At 43.5% G+C, this 12,979-nt stretch carries 11 protein-coding genes; 10 read left to right on the top strand and 1 reads right to left on the bottom strand.

Annotation, left to right across the window (positions count from 1 at the left end; genetic code table 11):
• The first annotated feature begins 235 nt into the window (after positions 1 to 235).
• Both fadE and ACYX4N_RS10700 read left to right on the top strand, forming a co-directional pair.
• Positions 236 to 2,698: an acyl-CoA dehydrogenase FadE gene (gene fadE, locus ACYX4N_RS10705; RefSeq protein ID WP_476054012.1), complete on the top strand. Its 2,463-nt coding sequence runs from the start codon at positions 236 to 238 to the stop codon at positions 2,696 to 2,698.
• The gene (locus ACYX4N_RS10700; protein ID WP_476054011.1) at positions 2,682 to 3,380 is read left to right on the top strand and encodes a CAP domain-containing protein; all 699 of its coding nucleotides are present in this window, start codon (positions 2,682 to 2,684) and stop codon (positions 3,378 to 3,380) included. Before fadE ends, ACYX4N_RS10700 begins: the two co-directional genes overlap by 17 nt.
• Before the next feature lie 49 nt (positions 3,381 to 3,429).
• On the opposite strand, the gene ACYX4N_RS10695 is transcribed toward ACYX4N_RS10700, so the two are convergent.
• Complete coding sequence (locus ACYX4N_RS10695; protein ID WP_179983573.1) at positions 3,430 to 4,065, bottom strand: response regulator transcription factor; 636 nt, start codon at positions 4,063 to 4,065, stop codon at positions 3,430 to 3,432.
• A 174-nt stretch (positions 4,066 to 4,239) separates the two neighbouring features.
• On the opposite strand from ACYX4N_RS10695, the gene cmoA reads away from it, so the two are divergent.
• From cmoA to moeA, 8 genes are all read left to right on the top strand, one after another.
• Entirely contained in the window at positions 4,240 to 4,971 is a 732-nt protein-coding gene (gene cmoA / locus ACYX4N_RS10690; protein WP_474806543.1) for a carboxy-S-adenosyl-L-methionine synthase CmoA, read from the top strand.
• A gap of 57 nt (positions 4,972 to 5,028) precedes the next feature.
• Positions 5,029 to 6,027, top strand: coding sequence for a tRNA 5-methoxyuridine(34)/uridine 5-oxyacetic acid(34) synthase CmoB (cmoB, locus tag ACYX4N_RS10685; protein ID WP_476054010.1), 999 nt, complete (start codon positions 5,029 to 5,031; stop codon positions 6,025 to 6,027).
• A 94-nt stretch (positions 6,028 to 6,121) separates the two neighbouring features.
• On the top strand, positions 6,122 to 6,994 hold the full coding sequence (locus ACYX4N_RS10680; protein ID WP_474806539.1) for a kinase: 873 nt from the start codon (positions 6,122 to 6,124) through the stop codon (positions 6,992 to 6,994).
• Positions 6,991 to 7,800 (top strand): HAD-IIB family hydrolase, encoded by an 810-nt coding sequence (locus tag ACYX4N_RS10675; RefSeq protein ID WP_474806537.1) that lies wholly within the window; start codon positions 6,991 to 6,993, stop codon positions 7,798 to 7,800. Before ACYX4N_RS10680 ends, ACYX4N_RS10675 begins: the two co-directional genes overlap by 4 nt.
• A gap of 12 nt (positions 7,801 to 7,812) precedes the next feature.
• Positions 7,813 to 9,036, top strand: a complete 1,224-nt coding sequence (locus ACYX4N_RS10670; RefSeq protein WP_476054009.1) for a glycosyltransferase family protein — start codon at positions 7,813 to 7,815, stop codon at positions 9,034 to 9,036.
• A gap of 5 nt (positions 9,037 to 9,041) precedes the next feature.
• A complete protein-coding gene (locus ACYX4N_RS10665; protein WP_474806533.1) occupies positions 9,042 to 10,796 on the top strand; it encodes a sugar phosphorylase in 1,755 nt (584 codons plus the stop codon).
• A gap of 93 nt (positions 10,797 to 10,889) precedes the next feature.
• On the top strand, positions 10,890 to 11,561 hold the full coding sequence (locus tag ACYX4N_RS10660; protein WP_476054008.1) for a phosphoglycolate phosphatase: 672 nt from the start codon (positions 10,890 to 10,892) through the stop codon (positions 11,559 to 11,561).
• A 148-nt stretch (positions 11,562 to 11,709) separates the two neighbouring features.
• Positions 11,710 to 12,924: a molybdopterin molybdotransferase MoeA gene (gene moeA, locus ACYX4N_RS10655; protein WP_476054007.1), complete on the top strand. Its 1,215-nt coding sequence runs from the start codon at positions 11,710 to 11,712 to the stop codon at positions 12,922 to 12,924.
• Positions 12,925 to 12,979: the final 55 nt, after the last annotated feature.

Here is a 12,979-nt window from a genome sequence, read left to right as displayed (position 1 = left end):
TTTCCAATCACGTTATATAAGTAACGTCTATACTTATCAGTAGTGAAGTCCACTACCCTATTATTTATGTCGTTGTTAATAGAATATTCATGTAAAAATCTTGATCTTTGCCCTATTAAATAATAGGTTTACAGCATGCTGGTCAGACCTCGATCGCTAACGACTTTTTTTGAAGCGTTTTTACAGCATCGAGAATATGACAAGCGTAACGTTTAACGCCTTTCAGGAGTGAAGTATGGCAGATTTTATATGGTTTTTACTGGTCGTTCTGACACTAGCGATTGCTAGCTATCAGCGTACCAGCTTGGTAACGGCTGTTGCCATGGGCGCAGGTGTTATGATTTTAGGCACCCTTTTCGGTGATATCGGCCTGCTAGGCTGGGTAGTGTTCCTTGCTTTAACACTGCCGTTCACACTTGCTAATATCAGGCAACAGCACATCTCTAAAAAGTTGCTAGCCTTCTATCGCAAGGTTATGCCGGAAATGTCGAGCACAGAACAAGAAGCTATTGATGCGGGTACCGTTTGGTGGGATGGCGATATCTTTAGCGGTAAGCCAGACTGGGACAAGCTTCATCGCATTCCTAAAGGCCGCTTAACCGCAGAAGAGCAAGCGTTCCTAGATGGCCCTTGTGACAAAGTTTGCTCTATGGTCGATGAATGGCAAATAAACCACAAAGATGCAGACCTACCTCCTGAAATCTGGCAGTTCTTAAAAGAACACAAATTCTTCGCCATGATCATCAAGAAAGAATATGGCGGTCTAGAATTTTCAGCCTACGCGCAATCACGTGTCCTACAAAAGCTGGCCGGTGTAAGCGCGGTGCTATCAAGCACAGTTGGTGTACCAAATTCACTAGGCCCGGGTGAACTACTGCAGCACTATGGGACTAAAGAGCAGCAAGATCACTATTTACCTCGCCTTGCAGAGGGTGAAGAAATCCCTTGTTTCGCGTTAACTGGTCCTGAAGCAGGTTCAGATGCTGGCGCAATTCCAGATGTTGGTGTTGTTTGTAAAGGCGAATGGAACGGTGAAGAAGTACTGGGTATGCGCCTTACTTTTAACAAGCGCTATATTACTCTTGCACCTGTGGCTACAGTAATCGGCCTTGCTTTTAAACTGCAAGATCCTGAAGGCCTTCTTGGCGATAATAAAGAGCCGGGTATTACCTGTGCGCTTATCCCTCGCGACACTAAAGGTCTAGAAATTGGCCGTCGTCATTTCCCTCTTAATACGCCATTCCAAAATGGTCCTATCAAGGGTGAAGAAATCTTTGTACCTATCGATTACATTATCGGTGGTCCAGCGATGGCGGGTCGCGGATGGCGCATGCTTGTAGAATGTTTATCAGTAGGACGTTGTATTACCCTGCCTTCTTCTGCTGCTGGTGGCGCAAAATCTGTTTCACTTGCAACCGGTGCATATGCACGTATTCGTCGTCAGTTCCGTATGCCGGTAGGTCATATGGAAGGTGTTGAAGAAATGCTTGCGCGTATTGGTGGTAATGCTTACTTAATGGATGGCGTAACGCGCTTTTCAACAGTGGGTGTTGACCTAGGCGAGAAACCTTCTGTTATCTCGGCAATCTGTAAGTACCATTTAACTGAGAAAATGCGTCAAGTCATCAACGACTCGATGGATGTTCACGGCGGTAAAGGCGTAATGCTTGGGCCAAACAACTACTTGGGCCGCGGCTATCAAGGCGTACCTGTATCAATTACGGTTGAAGGTGCGAACATCCTTACTCGTAACATGATGATATTTGGTCAAGGCGCAATGCGTTGTCACCCTTATGTGCTTAAGGAAATTGAAGCTGCATCTATCGAAGACAAGAAAGAGGCCCTTCAAGCATTTGATAAGGCAGTATTCGGTCATATCGGTTTTGCAGTTGCTAACACAGTGCGCAGTGTTTGGTTCTCATTAACCAATGGTGCGTTTAGCAGTGCGCCATTTACTGATGAAACAGCGCGTTACTATAAATTGCTTCAAGGCTATAGCGCTAACCTAGCACTTCTTACTGATGTTTCTATGGGCGTACTTGGCGGTGACCTTAAGCGTCGCGAGCGTTTGTCTGCGCGTTTAGGTGACATTTTAAGTGGCCTTTACATGGGTAGCACTACTTTGAAGCGCTTTGACGAAGAAGGTCGTTTGAAAGAAGATCTTCCGCTTCTTCATTGGGCGATGCAAACCACGTTGCACGACATTGAAACTGCAATTGATGACTTCTTAGCGAACTTCCCTAATCGTGCAATTGCGGCAGCACTTCGCGTTATGGTTATTCCTTTTGGTCGTCGTATTGTCATGCCTTCTGATAAAACAGAGCACGCTATTGCGCAAATGCTTCAAACGCCTTCAACTGCCCGTAGCCGTTTAGGCTATGGCCAGTATCTAACTCGTGAGGAAGGCAGTTTGTTTGGCGACCTAGAACAGACACTTGACGATGTATTAGCAAGTGAACCTATCTTCGAGCGCATTTGTAAGCACAAGAAAGCCAAGCTACCGTTCACTCGATTAGACGTACTCGCTGATGAGGCATTAGCTGAAGATGTTATTAACGAAGAAGAAGCGAACTTGCTACGCAAGACGGAAGCAGGACGACTTCGCACCATCAACGTTGATGATTTCGATCACGAAGAGTTAGTAGCTAAAGTTAACTCAACGTCAGCTACTAAGAAACGAGGTGGTAAAGCTGCTTAGTCCAAAACCTAGAAAAAAAGGCCGCGAAAGCGGCCTTTTTTGTCAAAAAATCATTATAGCTACGCTGATTGCTCTGACTGCACAAAGTACTAGCTTCGCCAACCCAGCAACCTGCGGTAGTACTGAGCAAGCACAAGCTTTGTCTTTACTTATTGCTAACGATAAAGGTCAAAAACGCAATCTGTTGCAGTGCAACCCTACACTCGTTGAATTAGCTGAAGTTAAAGTCAAAGATATGGCCGATAGAGGCCTAGTTTCACATTTTTTAGGTGGTAGCCCTAACACTCGCATTCGAGATGCGGGGCTCTCTCTACCTGACTATTATGGTAAGGCTATGAGCAACCAAGTTGAAGCGTTAGCGGGCGGGTACACTACGGCTGATGATGTTTGGTATGCGTTAAAAAAATCCACCTCTCATCGACAGCACTTATTAGGCGAACTTCCGTTTTATGAAGAACAAGACCAAATCGGTATCGCGTTTCATAAAGACTATTCAACACCGCATGTTGAATATTGGGCGGTTTATGTTACTAAGTTAGCGGACAATGCGACTTCTTTAGAAGACGATAACTCATCAGCGACGTTACTCTTGAAACGCCAAAAGAAGTTTGATCATGTACCTGATAAAGGTTTAGACATAGTGACCAAGAACGGCAACATTACTTTAAAGACAAAATTTTAGAGACAAAAAAACCGGATGAATCATCCGGTTTTTTTAAAGTGAAGTGCGCTTAGCTAAGCTGAAGCTTATCCATTAATAACACAGCCTGCGTACGTGTATTAATCTCTAGTTTACGCAGTATGGCACTGATATGTGCTTTGATAGTTGCTTCAGTAACATTCATTTCATGAGCAATTTGCTTATTCATCAAACCGGCTCTTAAGTACGAAAGCACCTGAATTTGCTTTGGCGTTAGCTCACGGAAGCGCTGAAGTAACACTTTCAATTCATCATCAACTTTTTCAAGCTCTTCTTCCATACCTTCTGGAAGCCATTTCTTACCGCCGATGATATCTACGATAGCTTGTGCAATTTCTCGCGTTTGCGATACTTTAGGGATGAAGCCCTGTGCGCCTAAGCTCATCACTTGTGCTACCACTTCCACCGTATCGCTACCTGAGACTACACCGATAGGGATGTTTGGATACTGTTCGCGTAATGTGATAAGGCCGTTAAAATATTCACCGCCTGGCATGTTAAGATCAAGAAGCACTAGTTCAACGCCGTCGAATTCGTTAAGTTTTGCTAATGCATCGTCCAAACTTCCGGCTTGAATTATTTGTGCATTTTCAAAGTAAGGTTCCAACGCGCCGCTCAATGCCTCGCGAAACAATGGGTGATCGTCTGCTACTAGAATTCTCGTCATTAGCGTTACTGCTTCCTTTTTGTATTATGACTATAGATTAATACTTTAGACCAGTAACGAAAAGACCTAAAACCCAAAAATCCTGTAAAAAACTAACAAATTTAGCGTTTTCCATTGGCATTTACGTATCAGACGGTAAAATTGCGCCCCAAATTGGCTAATAGAAGATTCACAGTGAAGAAACACGACAATATTTATGCAAAGGCACTCAATAAAGTAGATGACTTTAAATTTGATGAGTCTGTCGTTGATGTGTTTCCTGATATGATTCAGCGTTCAGTCCCAGGGTACGAAACGATTGTTCACACCATAGGTGAATTGGCTAAAACTGCAGTCACTTCAAATTCTGTGGTTTACGACCTTGGCTGTAGTTTAGGTGCTGCGAGTCTATCTGTAGCTAGGGCGCTGCCTAGCGAAACATGTAAAATCATAGGTGTAGATGCATCTGAAGCCATGGTTGAACGCTGTAAGCGTGTTGTTCAAACGTTTTCACTTCCAAATCCTATTTCTATCCAGCATGGCTTTGCACAAGATATTGAGATAAGTAACGCGTCCATGGTTGTAATGAACTTTACTTTACAGTTTATTCCACCAGCTGACCGCGAAGCACTATTAAAGCGCATTTACGATGGGTTAAACCCAGGCGGTTTTTTAGTATTGTCAGAAAAAATTCGTCACCCTACCCTCAATGGAAACGAATTACTTGTAGACTTACACCACCAATTTAAACGCGACAATGGATACAGCGAGCTAGAAGTAAGTCAAAAACGCGCAGCGCTAGAGAAAGTCATGTTAACCGACACCTTCAGTGAACATGAAACGCGCCTGAAAAAAGTAGGGTTTACAGATGTAGTGATGTGGTACAAGTGCTATAACTTTACGTCCATGGTCGCCATTAAAAGTTAGGCACTAGCGCATTTCAAGCTTCGTGTTATTTCGATTTCAATACATATAAAGAAGACTATGAGTAAACTAGAACAGACTTGGTTTAACGATTGCTACAAATCGTTGATAGACAGCCCTCTTTCGCATTGGCTGCAAACCCTTCCAGCTCAAATGGACGACTGGCAGCGAAACGCTAAGCACGGCGAATTTGATAAATGGTGCCGGATGCTTGGAAAACTGCCGTCGACCTCTCCAAGCCATGTTGACCTTTCATCGAGCGTTTCGATAGGCACAAAAGACGACGTTGACGAATATACGCAAAAGCAAATAGAAGGTTTGCTAAAACAATTTATGCCATGGCGTAAGGGCCCTTTCCACCTGCATGGCATTCACATAGATACCGAGTGGCGTTCAGACTGGAAATGGGAACGTGTAGCACCTCACATTACCTCTTTAGAAGACCGAAACGTTTTAGACGTAGGTTGTGGTAGTGGCTATCACATGTGGCGTATGCTTGGTGAAGGGGCCGAAAATGTAGTGGGCATAGATCCTACTCAATTGTTTCTTATCCAGTTTCACGCCATTAAGCAATTTATCAGTAATTCCACAACACCCTGTGACAACATCCACTTTTTGCCATTAGGCATTGAAGAGATGCAGCCATTGAAAGCCTTTGACACCGTATTTTCAATGGGTGTGCTGTATCACCGCAAAGATCCTATGGCCTTTCTACAGCAACTTAAAGATCAGCTAAGGAAAGGTGGAGAGTTAATACTTGAGACCCTTGTTGTTGATGGTGACGAAAACACTGTGCTAATGGCCGGTGAGCGCTATGCGCAAATGCGAAATGTTTGGTTTTTACCCAGTACCGCCGCTCTTTCTGTATGGCTAGGGCGCCTGGGATTTGAAAATATCCGCGTTGTGGATGTTAACCACACTACCCTAGACGAACAACGTGCAACGTCATGGATGGAATCACAATCTTTGAAAGATTTTCTCGATCAAGAAGATATTACTCGCACCATTGAAGGTTATCCTGCACCACAACGGGCCGTAATCGTAGCAAATAAGAAGTAACTCTTCGGGTACCTACCAAGTTACCCGATTGGCACAAATGTTGTTATCTTAATCAAGAAGAACGTGCGAATTCTGCATTGATTAAGGTGACAACATGGATATACATAGCTTTTTAACGACGCACCAATTGCCAAGTAGCTATGCAGAAACTGCACAAAAATGGTTCACACCATTATGTAAGCAGCTGCTAAAGCACCAAGAAGGTGCAACAAAACCCTTTATTGTTGGTATAAATGGAAGTCAGGGCTCAGGTAAATCTACTCTGACCAGTTTTATCGAATCTTTCCTCTCATCAGTACATAATAAACAAGTTGTTTCACTGTCTATTGATGACTTTTACTACGACCAATCTCAGCGAAACGCGCTAGCAATTAAAGTGCATCCGCTACTCGCAACACGCGGTGTACCGGGTACACATGACGTAACTTTAGCTTTAAATACGCTTCGTAGTTTAGCCAAGGGAACGCGAACATCCCTACCTCGTTTTAACAAGGCAACAGATAACCCATTCCCGCAAGAGCAGTGGCCTGTCATAGAATCTTCACCTGATTTCATCATACTAGAAGGATGGTGTGTAGGTGCGCCTCCTCAGGCGTCGAACGAATTAAAACGCCCCGTGAATCACCTTGAAGAAGTTGAAGATCCACTAAGCATTTGGCGTTCGTTCGTTAATACTGAATTAGCGGGTGATTACCAAACACTCTTCGATAAAATTGACTATCGCATAATGCTTAAAGCACCCAGTTTCGATTGTGTTTATCAATGGCGGTTAGAACAAGAACACAAACTTGCCCAAAAAGCTTCCATTGATAGCGACGGCGTCATGTCTGATGAAGAAGTGGCAAACTTTGTGCAACACTATCAGCGCATCACTGAACACGCATTAGCGCATTTGCCTGAAAAGTGCGATACCGTGTTTTATCTTGATGAAACAAGAACGATAACTAAACAGGACGTAAAACGATGACGAAAACGCTTGTTTTCACCGATATGGACGGCACGCTGTTAGACCACCATACCTACTCTTTTGAGGCGGCGAAACCGGCTTTAACGGCATTAGAAGCACAAGACATTCCCGTTATTCCCACCACCAGTAAAACCTTTGCTGAATTACAGCCATTACGTGAACGAATTGGCTTAAATGGGCCGTTTATTATTGAAAATGGTGCTGCTATTTTCATCCCCCATGGCTTTTTTAAACAAAAGCCTAGTGGCACGGTTTGGATAGATGGCTATTGGTGTAAAGCGTTTATATCCAATAAAAATTACTGGATTAAATTATTGGAAAAAATTGGCAGCGAATTTGAGGGAAAATACAAGCAATTCTCAAAAATGTCGAACGCAGAAATTCAAGAATGTACAGGCCTAGACGAGCGTTCTGCATCACTTGCAGCTAAGCGTCAGTTCGGCGAACCCGTTTTATGGTTGGGCAGTGACGAAGAGAAACAGCGATTTTTAAAGGTTGTAAAAGATCGCGGTGCCTTTCCACTAGAGGGCGGCCGTTTTATTCATATTTCAGGTAATTGCGATAAAGGCCAAGCGCTAAAATGGCTGGCTAGTGAATATCAAAAGCAACATACCACTAAAGTAAAGACTATTGCCCTTGGCGATGGTAAAAATGATGTAGCAATGCTTGAAGCAGCGCACGTCCCAATTCGCATTTTATCACCGGTAAATCCTCCGCCAGCTGTAAAAAAAGAAGAGGTCTATACCAGCACCCTAACCGGCCCTGAAGGCTGGAACGAAATGCTTACCCAATTATTATCCCTATGATCAGGAGGACACATGGCTGATTTTTATCAAAATGGTGTGGTTACTACGTTACATAACTTGGCTCGTCGTCCTACCGAAGAGTTAGAAACAGAGCTATTACAGTTTGCACAAAAGCGCCCTATGGCACTTATTCTTCCTTCGCTGTTTTCAGAACTAGAAGGTGATGCACTTCCGCATATTGTCAACGAACTCACTGGCGTTCCCTATTTATCAGAAATTGTTATTGGCTTAGACCGAGCCAATGAAGAACAGTACAAACACGCGCTCAAGTTCTTTGGAAAGCTACCTCAGCATCACAGAGTACTTTGGAACGATGGTCCGCGTCTTAAAGCGCTTGACGAAGAACTTCAAGCACAAGGTCTAGCACCTAAAGAGTTAGGTAAAGGCCGTAATGTTTGGTACTGCATGGGCTATGTATTAGCCTCTAACAGAGCAGAATCTGTAGCATTACACGATTGCGACATTGTTACTTACAACAAAGACTTGCTTGCCAAGCTTATTTACCCTGTCGCTAACCCTATGTTCAACTATGAATTTTGTAAGGGGTATTACGCACGTGTAGCGAACGGCAAAATTAATGGTCGTGTTTCACGTCTTCTGGTTACTCCCCTACTTCGCGCACTAAAACGCATTATGGGTGATAACGAGTACCTAGAGTTTATGGACAGCTTCCGCTACCCACTTGCAGGCGAATTTTCGTTTAGAAGAGATGTATTAAACGATATTCGTATACCAAGTGACTGGGGCTTAGAGATTGGCGTGTTGTCGGAAATGCACCGCAACTATTCACACAATCGTCTGTGCCAAGCAGATATATGCGATATTTATGACCATAAACACCAAGACCTTTCGCTTAATGATGACCAAGGCGGTCTGTCTAAAATGTCTATCGACATTACAAAGGCAATTTTCAGAAAGCTCGCTACGCAAGGCTACACATTTAGCAATGAAATGTTCCGTTCGATTAAAGCGACCTATTTCAGAATTGCGCTAGACTTTATAGAAACTTATCACAATGACGCGGTAATGAATGGACTGAACTTAGACATTCATAGCGAAGAAAAAGCGGTAGAAATGTTCGCCAGCAATATTATGAAAGCGGGGCAAAATTTCTTAGAAAACCCGATGGAAACACCGTTTATACCAAGCTGGAACCGCGTAACCAGTGCGGTGCCAGATATTTTAGAACGATTATTAGAAGCGGTTGAAGCCGATACTGCAGAATATATGGAGTAAGTAATATGGCATGGGATCATCTCCATGACAAAGTAAAGCACCATTTAGAAAGCATTTATGCTGATGTAGCGCTAGACGTCTCTTATGAGACGCTAGCGACTGAACTAATGAATACAATAGGCATTCAGCAGCAAACGGACATTGCGTCACCTAAGTCACATCACAATTATTGGGATGAGGACGACATCGTCATGATTACCTATGGTGATAGCGTTATTGACGACGACGAGCGCCCGCTGGTTACATTGAACAAGTTTCTGCATCGCTACTGTAAGAATACGGTGAACAATGTGCATATCCTGCCATTTTTTCCGTACAGTTCAGACGATGGGTTCTCGGTTATCGATTATTCCACCGTGAACGAATCTTTAGGCTCGTGGGACGATATTGAAGCCATAGCCGCTGATTACGGACTGATGACAGATTTAGTAATCAATCATTGTTCTGCAAGAAGCGTGTGGTTCGATAACTTTATCAAAGGTGAAGGTCCGGGATCTGACTTTTTCTTCACCGCCGACCCGAGCGATGACTTATCTATGGTGACGCGCCCTCGCGTGTCGCCATTACTTCGCGAAACGGAAACTGCGAACGGTACTAAACACGTTTGGTGTACCTTTAGTCATGACCAAGTTGACTTTGACTTTAGAAACCCGAAGGTACTGTTGGCCTTTATTGATATTATTAAGCTTTACATCGACAAAGGCGCAAAGATTTTCCGTTTGGATGCCGTTGCGTTTCTTTGGAAAATTGTAGGTACAAACTGTATCAACTTATTCCAAACCCACGAGGTTATTCGCTTAATAAGAACCCTTATTGAGCATGTAGACCCATCCATCATCATCATTACCGAGACCAATATTCCTAACAGGGAAAATTTGACGTATTTTGGTAATGCAAACGAAGCTCACGCTATTTACAACTTTTCACTTCCCCCGTTACTTGTAAACACCCTAGTGACCGGTGACTGCTCGTACTTGAAAAGCTGGATGATGAGTATGCCGCCGGCGCAAAACGGCACGGCTTATTTCAACTTTATTGCATCCCACGATGGCATTGGACTTCGCCCAGCAGAAGGCTTGCTTTCTGAAGAAGAAATATCTGACTTAGTGCATGCCATGCAGCATTTTGGTGGAAAAGTATCGTGGCGCGCATCTGAGCACGGACAGCAAAAACCTTACGAGATTAATATTACGTTGTTCGACGCTCTGCAAGGTACTATAAAAGGTCCGGACAAATATCAGGTTGACCGCTTTATCTGCGCCCACGCTATAATGTTAGGAATGGAAGGCATACCCGGTATTTACATTCACAGTTTACTTGGTACATCTAACGATTATGAAAAAGTTGCTAACACCGGCCAAAATCGTTCTATAAATAGAAAGCGCTGGGACTTTAGCGAACTAGAGGCCCTGTTAGACTCGCCTTTCTCTCAACATCATAAAGTACTAACGCGAATCTCGCAGCTTATACGCATACGTAAAGCACAGCCAGCATTCCACCCCAACGCTACGCAGTTTACGCTACAACTAAATAATCAATTGTTTGGCTATTGGCGTCAAAGCTTGGACAGAAAACAAAGCATTTTCTGTATTAGTAATATTTCAGATGAAGAACAAACTATTTTGCTGTCTGACATTAACCTTATCGGTACCGATAACTGGATTGACCTTATCACCCGTGATGAAATAGCACTATCCAGCGGCTTCTTACAAATGAAGCCTTATCAAGTACTTTGGATTAGCAACCAAGATTTTGAGTAAATAGTTTACAAAATTTAGGTGGCTAATAAATCTACCGCGGTACGGATACTGCGGTGTTATGATTATCGCATTCGTTAGTTAATCAAGTTTGTAATGCAAGAAATTAATACCTTTCTTTTCGACTTAGACGGAACGCTGGTCGATTCCGTGCCAGATTTGGCTACTGCCCTTAATAAGATGCTAAGTGATTATCAACTGCCAACTTATGACGAGCACGTTATACGACACTGGGTGGGAAATGGCGCCCGGGTTTTAGTGGAACGCGGGTTAAGTGGAGATACGAAAATAAACCACAACCTTGAGCAATTGGAAGTTGATGCTGCGTTAGTTAAATTTCTTTTCTATTATCGAACGTTAGAAACTAAAAGTACTGTGCTTTACGATGGTGTTTTTGACACGCTACATGCGTTAAAACAGCGTGGTTATACGCTAGTATTGATAACTAACAAGCCTTCAGAGTTTATTGAGCCTATCTTGTCTTCGTTCTCGTTGTTGTCTCTGTTTTCACTTACTATCGGCGGTGACAGTTTACCGCAGAAAAAGCCGTCAGCCCTGCCCCTCTTGTACGCCTGCGAACAGCTTAACATTTCACCTTCACGGTGTGTAATGGTAGGCGATTCCAAGAATGATATTCTTGCTGCAAAGGCCGCCAACATAAAAAGTATTGGCCTTACCTATGGCTACAATTACGGCGAAAGTATTTCTACCTATCAACCTGACTGGGTGTTCGACAGCTTTAGTGAAATCCTGACACTGCATCAATAAAACTCTATAGATGTCACTTGGGTAGAATTCGTGACTGCGCTTTACACGCATTGCTAGCTACTTTCTTTTATTTCACGCTTTAACCTTTGGTATAAGGATGTTTTTTCTGTAATATCCGCCTGTTAAATAATTAATTGGAGTTGTTGGTATGTCATCTAAATGGCTTTCACTCGAAGAAGCCCTTACTAAAGCGCTTAACGCAGCAGAAACGATAAGCGACATTGAACATGTGAGTATTTTTGACGCCAACAACCGCATCTTAGCAGAAGATGTTATCGCTCATATTGATGTTCCACCTTGGGACAACTCTGCGATGGACGGCTACGCCGTTAACGTTGAAGACCTTTCTAATGGTGCTGAGCTTGAAGTACAAGGTGTTATTACCGCAGGTATGAGCGCTGACGAGCCGCTTGTAAATGGCAAAGCGTTTAAAATAATGACTGGCGCGCCCATTCCGGTTAATGCCAATGCCGTCGTGATGGTAGAAAATACTGAAACCCGCGATAAGGCTGTAGTCATAAACAAAGTTCCTTCTGCGAATGAGAATATTCGCAAGAAAGCCAATGACATTGCCTGTGGCGATACGCTAATTAGTAAAGGCACCCGCCTTCACGCCGAGCATCTTATGTTGCTTTCCTCTCAAGGAAAAAGCACCGTAGCAGTTTACCGAAAGCTTCGCGTTGGTGTGGTAGCAACCGGCTCTGAACTTGCCGCCCCTGGTGACGTCCTTAAACCAACACAAATTTTCGAGTCGAACCGCGTTGGCGTGAGCAGTATATTACGCAATGAAAACGTAGAACTTGTAGATTTCGGTATTGTGGAAGATGACGAAGCTTCCTTACGTACGCTATTTATTGAAGCAAGCGAGCGTGTAGACGTGATGGTAAGTAGCGGTGGTGTTTCAGTGGGTGACGCAGACTATGTAAAAGATATCATCGCTGAATTAGGCACTATCGATTTTTGGAAAGTCGCCGTTAAGCCAGGTAAGCCTTTCGCTTTAGGCAAAATTAATAATACATTGTTTTGTGGTTTACCAGGCAACCCCGTATCTTCATTTGTTACCGCCAAGCTACTAGTTGTGCCTGTTATCAAAAAAATGCAGGGGCAAGCACATAGCCACGAGCCGCTTTTTGTAAACGCGACTATTACCACACCGCTTAAGCGCCGTGCGGGCCGACGTGATTTCCAGCGTGCAACTATGGTGAGAAACAACCAAGGAGAATGGGAAGTCACGCCGTTTAAATCACAAAGTTCTGGCGTGATGACGTCAATCACCTCTGCCAACTGCCTTATGGTAGTGCATGAGGATATAAGTGAGTTAAACATTGGCGACACTGTTCTCGTTATGCCGCTTCATTTTTAAAATGGCTGTTGTTTAAACGCTTTACGTTAAATCACTTTTTTCGCGATTCGGTTTT

This window comes from Alteromonas sp. ABH4_452, from assembly GCF_056311825.1.
The sequence above is the reverse complement of the archived record's forward strand: the minus strand, read 5'-3'. Positions and strand labels throughout refer to the sequence as shown.